Raw genomic sequence first — 17,096 nt, forward strand, 5'->3', positions numbered from 1 at the left:
ATCGATAGGGGTAAGCGGTTAGCTGTCACTATCGGTGGAGCCTTTAGGGGTGGCTGTGGTCTTTTTGGCATCCTCTTTTACCTTGCGCGAGCGTGCTTTGGGCACTTTTGGCGAGGTTAGATTTAACAGTCCTGTTTGCGGCAGTAGCTGCTCTGAGATGTTTTCAATCATGCTCTTATAAGTCTCAATACTGGTTTTATTGGACGTATTAGCAGCATGGTGCGCTGCTTGTAGCATCTCGGTGCTGTCATCACTGATGGCATCGGCTTGTGGCTCATTCACTAACGCTGTGGCCGGCTGCTCTATGGTTTCAGTAACATGAGCCTCATCCGCTACTTGCTGCACTGTTGCCTCAGCGCTTGAGTCGGTATCCTCTAAGAGCGTATCATTAGCGCTTTGGGCCGATTGGGCTACTGGCAGCGGCTGACGCAAGGCTTTTAAGAAAGCTGCTTCAGTGTGTCCCGCTGCAATGCTGTCCACGCCCTCTTGACCGAGCATTTCACGGATAAAGTGGCCGACATTTAGCGTAAGTAGCTGAGCTAAATCCTTAACTTCTTGTGGCGCTGCCTCTGCTTGAGCCGGTGTCGCCTCCACAGTATCGCTAACATCGCCCGCAGTTAAGCCATTGTCTAAAGGCTGTGTCACTGCGTCAGAGGCAGCATCGGGGGCAGTATAGTCCGGATGCTGGCCACGTGGGTCATTTGAGGCGCGCGCACCAATTGGGCTTGGCTTAACTTCAGTCTTACCTTGCTCGATGGTATGGGTCGCTACCGCTGAGGTCATCTGGGCAAAGCGCTCTAGATAACTGGGTGATAAGGACTGATAGCCATAATTTACGAAGCTAAAGGCCTTGGCGTGCTGCTTGCTGTTATTAGCAGCGGCTTTACGCTTCGCAGCAGGCTTGGTTGTACTGCCTGACGTCTGCTTGTGCGCATTTAATGCCGCTAAGAAGCATGCAATTACCCCATCTTTAGCCAAGCGCATACGTGGCTGGGCTAGGTGAGTGTGGATAAATTGACCCACAGAGCCTGTAATCGTAGCCACTGGTGCTAAGAGCTCTGGCTCATCGGCTTCAGGCGCTGCAAAAGACTGAGCTTGAGCTTCAAGAGAGGCTTTGATCACACGCGGGTCATTGCTGGCTTGACCATATTTTTGCGCCGCCACGTAGCGGTTGGCAAACAGCTCTTTGGCATCAAAGCTTAAGCTTGCCGTCTCAGGGGCCTGATCTTCTGAGGCTACAACAGGCTGTGCAGTTGCCTCCTCTGGGGATCTTGCAGCGTAAGCAGCGTTAATAGCGGTGGCTTTGGCTGGAGTCGCTTCAGTATCAATCACCGCTTCAGCTGGTTCAGACTGGGCTGTGCTGGCTTGCACCTTAGCCGGCTGGTCCGCTTTGGGCTCAGCATCTTTGCTTACTGAGGGTGCCACGACTGACTCAGTCTTGGTATCGGCTTTTTGCTTTTGATCGCCTTGAGCAGCACCATCTTTCATATTAGAAGCTGGTTCGGCCACCTCTGTGACAGCTGCCGTGTTAGGCTGAGCTGCAGATGCATCATCGCTTGGCTTATGGTCACGCGAAGCTTCAGACTTAGCTGCCTTTGAGTTGTCAGCTTGAGGCTCGGCTTGAGTGCTTTGCTGGCGAGTTACGGCGCGATTGTTAGGGCTCGCTTGCTGCGCTTCAGGCTTACTTTGAGTCTGTGCAGATTTTTGGCTTGATTTAGCATCATCTAAACAGATATGCACTACTTCGGATTTTTTCAAAGTGTTCTGTGCTTCAGTCACTCTTAGGTTCACCTCATTAGGGTCAACCGGACGCTCAGAGTTTGAGCGGCTGCCATTTTTATCGGCGCTGCGTGACTTTTCGTCTGTTTTTTGATTACGATCAGAGCGGTTGTCTGAGCTGGCCTTGTTAGGCTGTTTGGTGTCACCGCGCTCTATAGCACCACGTGATTCACGTTTGCTATTAGGCTCACGCTTAGGCAGCTCTTTGTTAGGCTCTTGCTCAGCTACCTGACGGTTGTCTGACTTGTCTGCTGTATCAGCCGACTTCTTGTCTTCTTTGTCTTGGCTGCGGCGACGGTTGTCAGGCTTGCTACGCTTGTCATATTTATTACGGCTGCGGTTGTTGCGGCTGCGGCGACGGTCTTTGTCATTATCGGCTTCAGTGTCATCTGCGCTATTGGCTTGCTCGCTAGCGGTAGGGGCAGAGGCAGGTTTGGCCGCTACAGTAGCGGAAGCCACAGGGGCAGCGGCTGGCGCGGCGCTTACTTGACCAAAAGCGCCTCGGCTTTGCGCACCGGTATTAACGATGGCTTCAATCGCTTGAGCGGCATCAGCACTGCTTACTGTGGCTGACATCTGGGCTTGCGGTGTTGGGGCAAATAGGTTTGATAGCCAAGCCACGGCAGCAGGTTTGGCCTGTTCTACTTGGGCCTCGGCAGGCTGCTGTGGTTTGGCAGCGGTATTGGCCACAGGAGCAGCGGCTTTAGCGGCCTCGGCAGGCTTGCTGGTATCGGCGCTGGCTTGAGGTGCCGTTTTGCGCGGCTGACGCACAGGCTGCTGCTCTGGACGCTCAGATTCCGCAGTTTGCCAGTCCACTTCATAGCCTAGGCCACTGGTTTCTTGCTGCTGAGTATCGGTCACACGCTCATAGCTTGCGGGTGCGAAGCCATGGTGGTTAAAGTGGATATTGAAGTTTGGCGACTCAAGGTGGGCATGTGGCAAGATAGTAATGCGGGTGCCGCTGTCTTGCTCAAGGTACACCAAGCTTTCACGCTTTTCATTTAATAAAAATGCTGCTATATCCGTAGGTACTTCAGCTTGCACCTCACCATGACGCTCTTTTAAGGCTGTTTGTTCAATTTGACGCATGATAGACAGTGATAACGAACGTAAATCACGAATCATACCGTTGCCATGACAGCGAGGGCAGATATAGCCGGTGGACTCTTCTAAAGAAGGACGTAGGCGCTGACGGCTCATTTCCATCAGACCAAAGCGTGAAATCTCCCCAAACTGAACACGAGCACGGTCATATTTGGTGGCTTCAACCAGACGTTTTTCCACTTCTTTTTGATGTTTGCTGTCGTTCATATCAATGAAGTCGATAACAATTAGGCCGCCCATATCACGCAGACGCAGCTGACGGGCAATCTCATCGGCTGCCTCTAAGTTGGTGTGATAGGCTGTCTCAGCGACGTCCGCACCTTTGGTCGATTTGGCTGAGTTGATATCGATAGAGACCAAGGCTTCGGTTTGGTCAATAACAATTGAGCCACCAGAGGGCAAACGTACTTCACGCTGATAAGCGGTTTCAATTTGGCGCTCAACGTTGAAGCTTGAGAACATAGGCTCAAAGTCAGTGTACTTGCGTAGCTTATCAATTTGAGTCGGCATAACTGCTTTTATAAAGGTCTCAGCCTCAATGAATGCCTCTTCATTATCAATCCAGATCTCAGTGATGTCATCACGTAGATAATCGCGTACCGCACGAGTCACCACCCCCGCTTCTTGATGTACAAGACGAGGAGAGGCGTATTTTTTGTTTTGATCTTGAATGGCGTTCCAGATATTAAGCAGGTGATTTAAATCGTGTTGCAAATCTTCTTGGGTTTTGCCGATACCAGCAGTACGTACGATAACGCTCATCCCTTTTGGCAAATCTAAATTACCCAGCATACGCTTCATGTCTTCACGCAGCTTGCCTGAGATTTGACGTGAGATACCGCCGCCTTTCGGGTTGTTTGGCATTAATACCAAATAGCGGCCGGCCAAAGACACATAAGTAGATAGGGCGGCGCCTTTGTTACCACGCTCTTCTTTTTCGACTTGCACGATAAGCTCATCGCCTTCTTTGATAAGCTTGCGGATGTTTTCTTCACGAGGGTTGCCTGACAGATATTCGCTGGCAATTTCGCGCACTGGCAAGAAGCCCTGACGCTTTGAGCCATATTCGACAAATACGGCTTCTAATGACGGCTCTACGCGGGTGACATGGCCTTTATAGATGTTGGCTTTTTTCTGTTCGCGGGTGCGGTTTTCAAGATCGAAGTCGTATAAATGGTTGCCTTTACATAAGGCGACACGAACTTCTTCGTTGTGGGTGGCGTTAATCAGTATGCGTTTCATTGCTGTGTCCTAGTTAGGTCATGACACACAATGGCTGATAGTATCTAGAAGATAAGCTTTGGCATTAAGGCGGCAAAAATGATATCGCCTGTGAAGTGCTTGTTGCCGATAATTATACTGCGCTAATTATGCTAACAATAAAGCGACTTATTTTGGGCAAAAAGACCAATAATGAGTGGCTGAAAATTAAACTTTAAAGCAAGTGTTTTTTAAGTGATTAAGTGGCTGTCAATTGCTTAGCAAGAAAATCAAGCAGAAAAAAAGCGAAGAAAAAATCTAAGCACTCTGCTGTCATTAAGGCTGCAGCTTTGGGTGATACGCTAAGTTGTATAAAACTTGGCTGGCCGTAAAGGTTAATATCACTTATCTGACGAATAACGTCAGGGGGTGCTGCCGGTTTCCAGCTGCTTTGTTATAAGCAATCTGGCTTTATTACGTTCCTGCTGGTGTTGCAAGTGGCTAATTAAACCTATCCGTTTTACTGGGTAGTAACTGATAAAGAGGGGTGTAAGTTCTCTTTATATTATTTAGGTATGACCGCTGGACTGTATGGCAGTCAAGGGTTAGGGACCTGTTAATCGGGTCGGTCTTAATTATAAAAACTTAATCAGTTAAAGGGTTTTGAGTCTAAAGTCTTATCTCGTTATCAATTTAGAGCTAATTTTGACGGGGCGTACTTGGCAAATAACGGCTTTTAATTATCGACAATCGCAAGATTTATTGAGCGTTTGCTTACGGTTATTTGACCGCCAAATTAGCACAGTTTGGTCTTTTATATCCATGCTTATTACCACATAACATAAGCGGTAGCTTAGAGGGTAAATCGGTGCAAGGTGTAAGGTTGCAGCAATTGGCTAGGGGCTACTTTATGTCCATCTGGCGCTTAAAGTCAGAGGGTTTGGGCTTGTGGCCAAAAACCTCAAATTTCTAAAAATATTACAGCATTGTGTTCATGTTAAATTTAAATGGGGGCGGCGGTGCCAAGTCGGCAATAGGTAGTTGTAAGCTACAAAAAAACCACTCACCCAAAATCATTGTTTATGAAAATAACGTTGTGGGCTGACTTTAATATCCAAAAAACAACAGGGCTTATAACCACCCTAATACAAACTGTCCACAGTGCCTAAACAGGGATACTGCCGGTAAAGGAGTCAGTTTTTGTTGTGAAACCGCGCTAGCGTGTCAAAGTGATCATAAAAATGAGCTTTTAGACAGAACAATGCACGAGACACAAAGTCAACGTGTTAGACTATACCAAATCTTTTGCCAAACACCTAACAAAATATGTCAAAATCCAACCGAAAACCTGAGAAAAATGTAGATAAAATGAACAGTCAAAATAGCAAGATAGAGCAAGATTTAGAAGGTCTAATGGCCAGCGTTGGCGCTGAGCCAACCCAAGTTAGACGCCATTCTACCAAGGCTCGCCCACAAAGTGCCGATGAAGATATCAAGGATTTTGGACAGGTGAACCACCTAGAGGTTACCCGTAATCAACATGGCCAACGCATTGATAATTTTTTGTTAGCCAGACTTAAAGGTATGCCGCGCGCGCACATTTATAAGATGATTCGCTCAGATGAGGTGCGTATTAATAACAAGCGCTGTAAGCCTTATAACAATCTTGAGCGTGGCGATGTGGTGCGTATTGCTCCTGTGAAACTGGCGACTCGCGAAAAACCAGTGATCAGTGAAGGCTTCGCTAAAAGCTTACTTGAGCGTGTGGTCTATGAAGATGAAGGGCTTATTGTGCTAAATAAGCCTTCAGGCATGGCGGTACATGGTGGCAGCGGCCTAGATTTTGGGGTCATTGAAGCCATGCGTGATGCCACTAGCAAAAAATATTTGGAGCTGGTGCACCGCATTGATAAAGATACGTCAGGCTTACTGATGATTGCCAAAAAGCGCTCAACGCTTAAAGTATTGCAAGAGTATTTGCGTGAAAAAACCATTCAAAAGTACTATCTGTGCTTGGTAAAAGGGCAGCCGGCACTTAATGAGTTTGAGATTGATGCGCCGTTATTACGTTACACGGTGGCCAATGGTGAGCGCCGCGTAAAAGTAGATAAAGCTAATCCTGAAGCTAAGCTTAGTCAGACAACCTGCAAGGTGTTGGCCCGCTTTAAGATGAACGGTGAGCCGGTGAGCTTAATAGAGGCTATGCCTCACACTGGACGTACCCATCAAATCCGAGTGCATTTGGCGTATCTGGGTCACCCTATCTTAGGCGATGACAAATACAACATCAAAGATACCTCAGGGGTTCGACGCTTATGCCTACATGCTTGGCAGCTAGATGTGCCTGAGTATGAGGTGATTAAAGCGCCACTGCCTGAGGATATGCAGTCGTTATTGCCTGCAGATTTTAAATTAGATTAAGCTGGGTTGTCAGAGGGTTAAATTGCTATGAATGAGGTGGTCACTAACACTGAGCATGACTTGAGTCAAAAATCGCTGATTATTTTTGATTGGGATGGCACCTTAATGGATTCAATCGGCCTGATTGTAAAAGCCATGCATGTCGCAGGAGAGGCCCATGGCTTTAGCACCACAGATGAAGCGGTTAAGTCTATCATTGGGTTAAGCTTAATGCGCGGTATTGAGCTCTTATATCCGCAAGCGAGCGCTGAGCAGCACTTGGCCATTCAGCAAAGCTATGCCGATTACTATATCCACGCCAGCACCTTACCCAATCAGCCGCACTCTGAGTTTTTTGAAGGCATCGAGGCCATGTTCAAGCAACTGTTGGCACAGGGTAAAAAACTGGCTGTGGCCACTGGCAAAAAGCGTGCTGGCTTAGATAGAGTCATGGATTATGCCAATAGCCGTCATTATTTTGTCAGCAGCCGCTGTGCTAATGAGTCCGGCTCTAAACCCAATCCGCAGATGCTGCTTGATATTTTGCAAGAGACAGGGTACGCCGTGGCAGATGCGGTCTTTATTGGTGACAGCATTCATGATATCCAAATGGCCAATGCGCTGGGAATGACCTCGATTGCGGTCAATTATGGTGCAGCAAGCGCGCAAGTGCTAGCCGCTGAACACCCGACGTATCAGGTAAGCACTCCCTCACAGCTCATTGAGTTGTTAACGGCAGGCTAAGCTTGATTTAATTTAATGGTTTTTAAAGCGCTGCTGATTGTCGCCGCTCTTGAATTTATTTAACCCCCCAACCGCTTCGGTGTAACTGATTTAGCTTTGCTGACTTGCTATGACTACCAATTTTAAAAATAAACTTCAAGCCTATATTCACTTAACCCGCTTTGATAAGCCTGTCGGGATTGAGCTGCTGCTGTGGCCCACGCTCTGGGCAGTATTATTGGCAGCTTTTGGCCAGGCCATCGCTCAGACCCCCTCAAGTGTAACAGCATCACCAAGTGTGCTGCCGGCTTGGTCGGTACTATTGATTTTCGCGCTTGGTGCGATATTGATGCGCGCTGCAGGCTGCGCGATTAATGATTTTGCCGATCGTAAAGTGGATGGTTCGGTAACACGCACCAAAGGGCGTCCTTTAGCCGATGGCAGATTGACCGGACGCGAGGCGGTAGGGGCATTTTTAGTCTTGTCGCTTATCAGTGCCAGTTTATTGTTTTGGCTGCCCATTGCGGTGTTTTACTGGTCAATCGGCGCCCTTATATTGGCGTTTATTTATCCCTTTATGAAGCGGTTCACCCATTTGCCGCAGGTGTTCTTAGCGGCCGCATTTGGCTGGGCCATTCCCATGGCTTATGTGGCCATACAAGGGCAGCCGGATGTGTGGTGCTGGCTGTTATTTATTGCTTACATGTGCTGGACGGTAGCCTATGATACTCAGTACGCTATGGCAGATCGTGATGATGATTTAAAAATTGGGGTGAAGTCCACGGCGATATTATTTGGCCGCTATGATGTGGTCATCATCTCGTTACTACAAGTGGCCTTTTTGGCAATAATGGGTGTGGTTTTTTATCATTATTTTGCACCCACAAGCCTTGGGTTAATTCCTGTTTATGCCTTGGGACTGGTTGCCATTTTGTTTGCTCAGCAAAATAGGGCCTGTGCAACTCGTGAGCCTATGGCCTGTTTTCAGGCGTTTTTAGCCAATGTTTGGGTGGGACGATATGTGTTTTTAGTGGTGCTTTTGAGCAGCCTTTACATCCAGTTTAATGGCCTCACTTAACTTTTTTACACCCAAGAGAGACTCATGGCAAAACCCTTTAAAAGTGATTTAAGCCTTGACGCTAAACTAGCAGCGCATCAGCGGTTTGAACAAAATCTGCTAAAACAGGGCCTGACTAAGCAGCAAGTGGTAGAGATGGAGCGCAAACTGGCCAAATTCGCCAACACCATGGATTCTGTGGTGCGCATCCCCTTTACCAATCAAGGGGTGGGTGCAGATGCCGCCTTATCTACTGTGCCTATTGCAGGTGATGTTGCCGGTTTATTATTGACCGGTTACGCCTTTATGCTGGGGATTAAGCTTGGTGTCCCTGCAAAAAAATTAACGCCAGCGGTTAGATTGGCATTGATAGATTTGGTCGTCGGGGTGGTACCCGTAGCCGGCACGGTGATGGATGTATTTTTGCGTCCCAGCCGCAAAACCTTACAGATCGTACGTGAGCACATGCAGCAAGAATATGGGATTACTGATACCACTCATGTTGATCGCCCTTTTATGCATCAGGCGCTACAAAAAAAGCAGCAGCAGGCGAAATTTTGGCGCAATCCTTTGGTGGCGTGGCTTTATTTGCATGTGCCTGATATTTTAGGACTTATCGTCCTAATTTTATTGGGCTTGGCACTGTGGGCTATGCTAAGTTGGATTATGGGCTGGGTGTTATGATGATTTTTGCGGCTTAATCACTTCGGTATCACTATCCACAGCTGTAAAATTAATAGGCTTACCTTGATAAATCAGATCAATATTATTGCCGCCACCATGAGTCACCAGCTCAATACTGCCATCAATGGAGCGATAAGTGGGGTTGTTGCCTTGGCCAGTAGGGGCAGTTAGCAGTACCCGTTTACCTGAAGGCATCATAAGATTGGCTTGTAACGTAGCGGTAGCTGAAGTCTGAAAGGTCACATAAACGCTGCGGCCTTGGCCATCTTTATACTCTACATCCGTAACTTGGGTCTCACTGGTGGGCGCCGCATTTTTGGTGGTGGAGGCCGTGGCCCCAGCGCTGCTATCTGCATTAGCTGGATCGGTATTGATAGCCGATGCCTGCTGGCTTTGCTCCTGCTGCATAGCCTGTGCATCAATAATCTCGGTATCTGCACCATCATTGACATCTTCCACCGTTTGGCTCTGGGTGTCCATCGTCTGAACCTCTGTGCTAGGGACAGTATCAGCAGGCTGTGAGGCTGTACTGCTTTGGGCAGCGTTACTGTCTGTGTCTTTGGTGGTTTCATCTGTTTTTTGGCAGCCATAAAGACCAACAAGGGCACTGCATAAACAGGTGGCCATAATCAGCTTTTTGGTCGGGGCGAGCACAGAAGAAGATAACATGAGCATCTCACTTACAAATAATTTTGGGGTTGACTTCCTCCCCTCCCTAAAGTGAGGGGATTCCTACAGCTAGACGGTCAAGCCCGACCGCAAATCTTAGAGGTGGCTACCGCCTTGCAATTCACACCTTGCATCTAAGATTCTTATTTCAAACTAACCCTACCGTTAAGATTGTCTGTTGACACGAGCTAGTTTGAGGGTGTGTGTGGAATACCATCTACCAGTCAAGACACTGCGTACTCGCAATTTATACTTGTCTTAGCTGTTTTTTGTAGATGGTTTAACTTAATAGCTGATTGATTGTAGCAACCTTGTCGCCTTATATCCATCCCCTGAAGTGGGTGGTTTTACGGCGACCGGTGATAAAAGCCATAGATATGGATGTATTGGCAACAGTCATCAGCCAACTAAAGCTAAATTTAATCACACTGTGTATTCAGAAACAAATACCATGATTAACACTGTGTATGAATTTGTTAGCAGTATCTGTCTTTACTTTATAAATACAAAAATACTTAAACAGTTGCTGTGAGTACAACGGTGCGGCTGCCCCCATAATTGCGATGCTCACACAAATAAATACCCTGCCACATACCCAGTCCCAATCTACCGTTGGTCAACGGCACAGTTAGGCTCACTCCAAGCAGCATGCTTTTAAAATGGGCGGGTAAATCATCCTCGCCCTCTAAGGTGTGTCTATATTGAGGCTGATTGGCCGGGGCAATTTGATTGAGCCAGTCTTCGGTATCTAACCGCACATCTGGATCAGCATTTTCGTTAATTGCTAAGCTGGCCGAGGTGTGCTGCAAAAAAAGATGCACCAGACCGGTGTCAGCATTTGGCGGCAACAGCGTCTCTAGTGCTTGATGAATATAATCGGTGATTAAATGTACGCCACGAGAGTGAGCAGGCAGCTTAAGCGTTGTTTGGTAAAATGCCATCACATAAGTCTCTTTGTCATTTGAACAGGCGCGTGCCAAAAATTATACAGCCAAACGGGCGCGGTGCAACGATTATCTTTGAGGCCCAAAAAAATAGCCAGGCTCAAAAAGCTTTGATAGGCGGTCACTGGGTGTATAATACCCACTGCGGCGCCTGATGCAAAACGATTGAGACTGGCTACTTGACAGAGGCGCCAAATAAAGGCGCCCCTGCTACGACTAACTTATGAGTTATTGGCTAACGCGAGTTTGATAGTCACCAGTACGGGTATCCACACGAACGACTTCATTTTGTTGTACGAATAAAGGCACACGAACCACAGCGCCAGTTTCAAGGCGGGCAGGTTTACCACCACCACCTGACGTATCACCGCGTACACCTGGATCAGTTTCTACAATCTCTAACTCAACAAAGTTAGGCGCAGTGACTGATAAAGGTACACCGTTGAACAAAGTGATGGTACATAAATCGTTACCGTTTTCTTTTAACCATTGCTTCGCATCAGCCATTGCATTAGCATCGGCTTGCAATTGCTCGAAGGTTTCTGGATGCATAAAATGCCAAAACTCACCATCGTTATATAGGTAGTTCATTTCGGTATCAACCACATCTGCGCCTTCTAGGCTCTCACCTGATTTGAAGGTTTGTTCTAACACTTTACCAGTACGCAAATTACGTAGTTTGACACGGTTAAAAGCTTGGCCTTTGCCTGGCTTCACAAACTCGTTATCAATGATGGCGCAAGGGTTGCCATCATACATAACTTTAAGACCGGCTTTAAATTCGTTAGTTGAAAAACTTGCCACAATATTGCTCCTGATACTTTTCAAATTAATGACAAAAAATCACACATAATGAGTCCCATGATAAACCATTTACCCCAACAAAAAAACAAGCAAATCCCTATTACCTCAGTCGCTGTTGGTACCTGTGCACCAAAGGCGGGTGAGTCGTTGCAGGTTATTGAAGATAGTAATGAGGCTATCGACTGGCAAACACAGGTTGCAGATGTTATTACAGATATCGATCAGTTGCTAGCTATTTTGGAATTAAGCCATATTAAAGATGAGCTGTATGTACCGCAGGGCTTTGGTTTGCGGGTACCTAAGGCGTTTGTGGCAAAGATAAAAAAAGGCGATGCAAATGACCCGTTATTGCTACAGGTATTGCCCAATAAGCAAGAGCAGACACAGGTTACCGGTTATGTCAGTGATCCACTGGCTGAGAATGCGCATAATCCAATTAAAGGATTGTTACATAAATACCGCTCTCGGGTATTGGTGACCGTCACTGGAGCCTGCGCCATTCACTGCCGCTACTGCTTTCGCCAGCATTTTGATTATCAAGCCAATTTGCCAAAATCAGATCAGTTACGCTTAATACAAGACTATATCAGGCAGCATCCTGAGATTAATGAGGTTATATTAAGTGGCGGTGATCCGTTAAGCGTGACCAATCGACGCCTGTTTTTGTGGCTACAAGCTTTAGAGGATTTGCCGCAGATTAATACCATACGTCTGCACACTCGGCTGCCGATAGTCATTCCAGATCGGCTAGATAATGAGCTGCTTGATCGACTCGAGCACAGCCGCTGCCGTATCGTAATGGTGGTACATACCAACCATGCCAACGAAATTGACAATCATACAGCAAAATTGCTACAGCACGCCCGCCAAAAAGGGATTACGCTACTCAACCAAACTGTGCTATTGGCTGGGGTTAATGATGGGCTTAAGCAGCAAGTGGCTTTAAGTGAGCGGTTATTTGAGGCTGGCGTGCTGCCTTATTATCTACACCTGTTGGATAAAGTGGCTGGCGCTGCGCATTTTGATATCGCCCAAAAGCAGGCCATTGACCTATATTGGCAAATGCTGGCTCATTTGCCAGGTTATCTGGTACCCAAATTGGTACAAGAGCTACCACACAAGCCCTTTAAAACCCCTGTGGACTTATATCACAGTGACTCTGCCCATCTATTTTAAGAGAGCTTTTCATGTCTTTATGTGTTTATTCATCAGCGGGTGCTAAGCGCCTAGCAAGTGCTTTTGGTATTAAAAAATCAGTGGCTTTATTGGCGATGGCTGGCTTTGTGGCCTTAGGGAGTGGCTGTACGCAGACCCCGCCGGATTACAGGCTGCAAGTTACTGCGCCCGCTTATCAAGGCGGGGATGCCCAAAAAGGCGAGAAGCTATACGAGGATAACTGTACTCAGTGCCACACCATCCGCCCAGGAAGCAATAAAAAAGGGCCTCAGTTATTGGGGGTGTATATGGCGCCATCAGCTCAGCTAAAAGACTATAAATACAGTGAAGCGATGAGCCATGCCAATTGGATATGGGATGCCAAAACCTTGGATAAATATATTGCCGATCCAGAGGCAGTGCTGCCAGACACACGTATGCTGTCTGACCCCATGCCAAATACCCAAGATCGACAGGATATTATCGCTTATCTATCGACACTAGGTCATGATGCGCCGCCAGTGCCTGAGGAAAAAAAGTAGCGTTTATCCAAATCTAAACTCCAAATCTAAACACTGCCACGCCAGATTATGCACGTGGTCAACCCAATGAATCCCGCTCTTGTGGTTGGCTCATTCATTATTTGGCCCAGCAGCTTATTTAGCCAACAACTATTTAGCCAATAATGGATAAGGGTTGACGGCACCGGAGCGGGTATAGATACCATAATGTAGGTGGGGCGGGGTGCCTTTGGCATTGCCGCTGTCACCGACATATCCTATGATCTCACCGGCCTCAACCCAGTCCCCAACCTCAATATCAGCAAACTGCTGCATGTGCGCGTAATAATGCATCACACCTCCTGGGCCAATAATAGACACCACATTACCGCCGAGTCTATCCAGACCCACCTTACGAACCACGCCTATAGTCGTACTGTGAATAGGGGTGCTGCGCTTGGCAAAAATATCTATACCCTCATGAGTACGGCCTTCACTGCGTGCTGCGCCCCAAGTATCTACCAAACTTGCCCCTTCAATGGGATTGGGTAGGCTACCCATCTGTGGAGCGCTTTGCTGGATAAGTTCAGTATATTTGATGCGATCACTTATATAATGACGTAGTTGCTGCTGATAATCGCCAGTATAAATATAGGCCATATATCCTAAGGCACTAATAATGGCAAGCTTGATCAAAGACTTTACAAACCAAGCCATACCGTTGCTGGGCGGTCGGTTTGGACTGGGAGTTGGCATAGAGGGACCTCGTTATTTTCATCTGGTTTGAGCGCTCAAGGCAGCAGGCCTAATATCTATAATAAAAGACCGTGCTCAGAGTGACTGAACACGGTCTTTTTTAACGCTTACAGCAGGGGGTGTGGTAGAGCGCACTGTGTAGTGAGCACTACTTATTGGGGCGATGCGGATTGTCTGAGCTATCGCTTTGAGCGCCCTCTGTCTGCTTATTGGCCTGCTCTAGGCTGGCTTGATGACGAGCATGGTTTTTGGCCATGCGCTGCTCTAATGTCAATTCAGCATCACGCAGGCGAGGATCATTTGCTTCATTAAAGTCGGCTTCATTAAAGTCGGCTTGATCCACCTGCTCCTCTAACTGCGTTTGTTCAGAGACTGGCTTAACCTCTCCATCTTGCTGATAGCCATGCGCGCTATTTTGATCGCCACTGTCCTCTATATAATCTGACTGCTCTGAGGCAGCTTGTGCAGGGTTTTCAATGGCTTCAAGCACATAAGGCGTTAAATTTTGCGCCGCATTTTCTAAGGTATGCGGATTGTAGCGGGGTAAGGCATGATTTAAGTGCTCATCAAAGACGTCTGTAAGCAGGGCATCAAAGCGCACAGCGTTATACTCAATCAGCTGTTCAGACTCATGCTCGGTGATAACCCCATCTTTTAAGGCAGTCAACACATGATCTTCAAAGGTCAAACCGGCAAATTCGCCTTTGTTCTCCGCTTTTTTAAAGCTGTGCCATAATGGCTCTATGTGGCGTAGCATCTGGAATGCGTTTTCGATACGGCCAGTGTTGTTGTCCGGATCTGTGGTGTAATACACCAAGCTTTTTAATTGCTCGCGGAAAGGGTTTTTCTCGCCATCTAACATCATCAGCTCGCCCACCTCACGTTTGAGCGCATCACTTGGCTTACTGGCAAAAGCGCCACCTGGGAAGCAGACAAATTTAACCAAGCCGGCTGCCATACGATTTGGGAAGTTGGCATATAATTCAAAGAAGGCTTCTTGAATGGTATATAACGCATTGTCTAGTGCCAAGCGGGCGTGCAATTGTTCTGCTTTTGACTGAGTGCCATGGGCGTAATAACGTAAAATGGCCGTCATAATAAACAGATGGGCATGAATGTCTGCTAAGCGGCCAGACAGCATCTCTTTGCGTTTTAAGTCACCGGCCAAAAGTCCCAATGCCATATCAGCGGTCAGCGCAAAGTTGGCACTTAAACGGTTAATTTTTTTGTAATAAGGACGGCTAAAGCTGTCAGCGAATTTCGGTGCTTTGCTGCTACCACCAAAATAACCGGCCACAAATGAGCGGGCACCTCGGTTAAAGGTGTAGCCTAAATGTTTGAAGAACATGTCATCGAATTTATGCTGTGCTGAGCGTTTGTCCTCACTTTGTAGCAGTTGTAGCTCTTCAAATAAGTAAGGATGGCAGCGCATGGCCCCTTGCCCGAAGATCATCAATGAACGGGTCAATATATTGGCACCCTCGACAGTGATAGAAACCGGTATGGCCTGATATGGTAGTGCTAAGAAGTTACGGGGGCCAAGCTGAATAGCACGTCCACCAACAATGTCCATACCATCATTGACTATTTTGCGCATGGTTTCAGTAGCATAGTATTTGGCCATCGCAGTCATGACTGAGGGTGTGCCGCCTTCATTGAGGCCACAGGTGACCAAGTGACGGAATGACTCTAGCATGTAGGTATTGCTGGCGATGTTACTGTTGGCATCTTGTACGCCCTCAAATTTACCCACAGATATTTTGAATTGCTCACGAACTTTGGCAAAGGCACCAACCGTCAAATAGCTCATCTCGCCGGCTGAAGTCGATAGGGCAGGCAACGAGATACCGCGGCCCACAGCCAGACATTCCATCAGCATACGCCAGCCTCTACCCGCATTTTCTATTCCCCCAATAATGAAGTCTAGCGGAATAAAGACATCTTTACCGACCACAGTACCATTCATAAATGGTGAGCCTGGGTTATGACGCTCGCCGGTATGAACGCCTTCATAATTGGCGGGTACTAAGGCGCACGTAATGCCGTAATCAGTTTTGTTTTTATCACCCAATAAGCCATCTGGATCATGCAGTTTAAAGGCCAGACCCACTACGGTAGCCACAGGGGCTAAGGTAATCCAGCGCTTAGAGAAGTTCATGTTAAGGCCCAGTACCTCACGGCCTTCATACATGCCGTAGCACACTACGCCGGTATCAGGAATGGCACCTGCATCTGAGCCAGCTTCAGGACCGGTCAGACCAAAACAAGGGATTTCAGTACCTTTAGCCAGACCTGGTAGCCAGCGCTGCTTTTGCGCCTCAGTACCGTAGTGCATCAACAGCTCGCCTGGGCCCAATGAGTTTGGCACCATACACGTAACGGCAGCCGTTAAGCTGCGTGAGGCGATCTTACTCATAATACGGCTTTGAGCATAAGGGGTAAACTCACGCCCGCCATAACTTTCAGGGATAATTAACCCCAAAAACCCATTGTCTTTAATATACTGCCATGCTTGAGGTGATAGGTCCTTATCATGATGATGAATTTGCCATTCATCTAACATGCTACACAGTATTTCTACTTCATTATCAATAAAAGATTGTTCTTTTTCAGATAACGTTGGGTACTGGTAATTGGCAAACTTATTCCAGTCCGGCGCACCCATAAACAGCTCTTTTTCCCACCAGCTGGTACCTGCATCTAATGCCTCACGTTCGGTGTCGCTCATACTAGGCATGGCGCCGGCCAGCATCTTATAAGCCGGCTTACTAATCACTGCCTGACGCAGTGGCGCGATAAGAACCAACAGGCTACCGATAATCATTGGCACGCCCAATAACAGTGACCACGGTGCGATAAAGGCACTGACCACGGCAATGACAATAAGAAAAATGGCACCAACAGTGCGGCTTAGCCCATACAAAAATACCAGCAGTAGAGCGAACAGCTGCAATAAGATGGCGAGTATAAAAAAGCCAACTAAAGTTAAAGGGGTCATAATTAGCAACCTAAAAAGAATTAAAAAGTAAAAAATCCGTCAACTATTGGCCAAAAGCTTGTGAGTTATAGTATGTGCTTTGCAACTTGCCTATCAATAAACTGCTTTATGGCACTTTAAATAGGCGGGAGTATTGGCCGAGTTTTATCGGTTTGATTTTAGCTGTTGTTTGATACTAATTAGCTGTTTTTTGATACTAAGTAGTAGGGCCAGATTACTTGAGGTGTCTGCTAAGTCAAACCGATAGTGACGCTATGTTACAGAGTAAGTAGATAAAAGGAGATAATCAAGCTAATAATCTTTACAATTGGTTAATTTTGTAC

12 protein-coding genes are annotated in these 17,096 nt (G+C 47.1%); 6 read left to right on the top strand and 6 right to left on the bottom strand.

Going from position 1 to position 17,096, the window contains the following annotated elements:
* Window positions 1–18 precede the first annotated feature (18 nt).
* Window positions 19–4,125 (bottom strand): Rne/Rng family ribonuclease, encoded by a 4,107-nt coding sequence (locus tag DLE54_RS02460; protein WP_110816118.1) that lies wholly within the window; start codon window positions 4,123–4,125, stop codon window positions 19–21.
* Between the two features lie 1,284 nt (window positions 4,126–5,409).
* Here DLE54_RS02460 and DLE54_RS02465 point away from each other — a divergent pair.
* The 4 genes from DLE54_RS02465 (at window position 5,410) to DLE54_RS02480 (ending at window position 8,947) form a co-directional block, all read left to right on the top strand.
* Window positions 5,410–6,504 (top strand): RluA family pseudouridine synthase, encoded by a 1,095-nt coding sequence (locus DLE54_RS02465; RefSeq protein ID WP_110816119.1) that lies wholly within the window; start codon window positions 5,410–5,412, stop codon window positions 6,502–6,504.
* Window positions 6,505–6,531: 27 nt separating this feature from the next.
* Window positions 6,532–7,227 (top strand): HAD family hydrolase, encoded by a 696-nt coding sequence (locus tag DLE54_RS02470; RefSeq protein ID WP_110816120.1) that lies wholly within the window; start codon window positions 6,532–6,534, stop codon window positions 7,225–7,227.
* Window positions 7,228–7,336: 109 nt separating this feature from the next.
* On the top strand, window positions 7,337–8,284 hold the full coding sequence (gene ubiA / locus DLE54_RS02475) for a 4-hydroxybenzoate octaprenyltransferase (protein WP_110816121.1): 948 nt from the start codon (window positions 7,337–7,339) through the stop codon (window positions 8,282–8,284).
* 24 nt (window positions 8,285–8,308) lie between these two features.
* Window positions 8,309–8,947 carry a DUF4112 domain-containing protein gene (locus DLE54_RS02480; RefSeq protein WP_110816122.1) on the top strand — a complete coding sequence of 213 codons (639 nt, stop codon included), beginning with the start codon at window positions 8,309–8,311 and terminating at the stop codon, window positions 8,945–8,947.
* Here the strand turns inward: DLE54_RS02480 and DLE54_RS02485 are convergent.
* From DLE54_RS02485 to efp, 3 genes are all read right to left on the bottom strand, one after another.
* Window positions 8,942–9,616, bottom strand: a complete 675-nt coding sequence (locus DLE54_RS02485) for a hypothetical protein (protein WP_110816123.1) — start codon at window positions 9,614–9,616, stop codon at window positions 8,942–8,944. The two genes, DLE54_RS02480 and DLE54_RS02485, sit on opposite strands and share 6 nt — an antisense overlap.
* A 515-nt stretch (window positions 9,617–10,131) precedes the next feature.
* The gene (locus tag DLE54_RS02495; protein ID WP_110816124.1) at window positions 10,132–10,557 is read right to left on the bottom strand and encodes a secondary thiamine-phosphate synthase enzyme YjbQ; all 426 of its coding nucleotides are present in this window, start codon (window positions 10,555–10,557) and stop codon (window positions 10,132–10,134) included.
* 231 nt (window positions 10,558–10,788) lie between these two features.
* Window positions 10,789–11,364 (bottom strand): elongation factor P, encoded by a 576-nt coding sequence (efp, locus tag DLE54_RS02500; protein ID WP_011959768.1) that lies wholly within the window; start codon window positions 11,362–11,364, stop codon window positions 10,789–10,791.
* Window positions 11,365–11,421: 57 nt separating this feature from the next.
* Here efp and epmB point away from each other — a divergent pair, with 57 nt between their 5' ends.
* The gene (gene epmB / locus DLE54_RS02505) at window positions 11,422–12,540 is read left to right on the top strand and encodes an EF-P beta-lysylation protein EpmB (protein ID WP_110816125.1); all 1,119 of its coding nucleotides are present in this window, start codon (window positions 11,422–11,424) and stop codon (window positions 12,538–12,540) included.
* A gap of 11 nt (window positions 12,541–12,551) precedes the next feature.
* Window positions 12,552–13,061: a c-type cytochrome gene (locus DLE54_RS02510; RefSeq protein WP_197708902.1), complete on the top strand. Its 510-nt coding sequence runs from the start codon at window positions 12,552–12,554 to the stop codon at window positions 13,059–13,061.
* A 129-nt stretch (window positions 13,062–13,190) separates the two neighbouring features.
* Here the strand turns inward: DLE54_RS02510 and DLE54_RS02515 are convergent, their stop codons facing one another.
* Both DLE54_RS02515 and DLE54_RS02520 read right to left on the bottom strand, forming a co-directional pair.
* Window positions 13,191–13,775 (bottom strand): M23 family metallopeptidase, encoded by a 585-nt coding sequence (locus DLE54_RS02515; RefSeq protein WP_110816126.1) that lies wholly within the window; start codon window positions 13,773–13,775, stop codon window positions 13,191–13,193.
* A gap of 148 nt (window positions 13,776–13,923) precedes the next feature.
* A complete protein-coding gene (locus tag DLE54_RS02520) occupies window positions 13,924–16,773 on the bottom strand; it encodes an acyl-CoA dehydrogenase (protein ID WP_110816127.1) in 2,850 nt (949 codons plus the stop codon).
* Window positions 16,774–17,096: the final 323 nt, after the last annotated feature.

It is taken from the genome of Psychrobacter sp. YP14 (genome assembly GCF_003209315.1).
GTDB classification, from domain to species: Bacteria; Pseudomonadota; Gammaproteobacteria; order Pseudomonadales; family Moraxellaceae; genus Psychrobacter; species Psychrobacter raelei.

Excerpts from the sequence above, each read along its gene's own strand:
- DLE54_RS02460 (WP_110816118.1), bottom strand. The coding sequence starts at position 4,125 with ATGAAACGCATACTGATTAACGCCACCCACAACGAAGAAGTTCGTGTC.
- DLE54_RS02465 (WP_110816119.1), top strand. The coding sequence starts at position 5,410 with ATGTCAAAATCCAACCGAAAACCTGAGAAAAATGTAGATAAAATGAAC.
- DLE54_RS02470 (WP_110816120.1), top strand. The coding sequence starts at position 6,532 with ATGAATGAGGTGGTCACTAACACTGAGCATGACTTGAGTCAAAAATCG.
- ubiA (WP_110816121.1), top strand. The coding sequence starts at position 7,337 with ATGACTACCAATTTTAAAAATAAACTTCAAGCCTATATTCACTTAACC.
- DLE54_RS02480 (WP_110816122.1), top strand. The coding sequence starts at position 8,309 with ATGGCAAAACCCTTTAAAAGTGATTTAAGCCTTGACGCTAAACTAGCA.
- DLE54_RS02485 (WP_110816123.1), bottom strand. The coding sequence starts at position 9,616 with ATGTTATCTTCTTCTGTGCTCGCCCCGACCAAAAAGCTGATTATGGCC.
- DLE54_RS02495 (WP_110816124.1), bottom strand. The coding sequence starts at position 10,557 with ATGGCATTTTACCAAACAACGCTTAAGCTGCCTGCTCACTCTCGTGGC.
- epmB (WP_110816125.1), top strand. The coding sequence starts at position 11,422 with ATGATAAACCATTTACCCCAACAAAAAAACAAGCAAATCCCTATTACC.
- DLE54_RS02510 (WP_197708902.1), top strand. The coding sequence starts at position 12,552 with ATGTCTTTATGTGTTTATTCATCAGCGGGTGCTAAGCGCCTAGCAAGT.
- DLE54_RS02515 (WP_110816126.1), bottom strand. The coding sequence starts at position 13,775 with ATGCCAACTCCCAGTCCAAACCGACCGCCCAGCAACGGTATGGCTTGG.
- DLE54_RS02520 (WP_110816127.1), bottom strand. The coding sequence starts at position 16,773 with ATGACCCCTTTAACTTTAGTTGGCTTTTTTATACTCGCCATCTTATTG.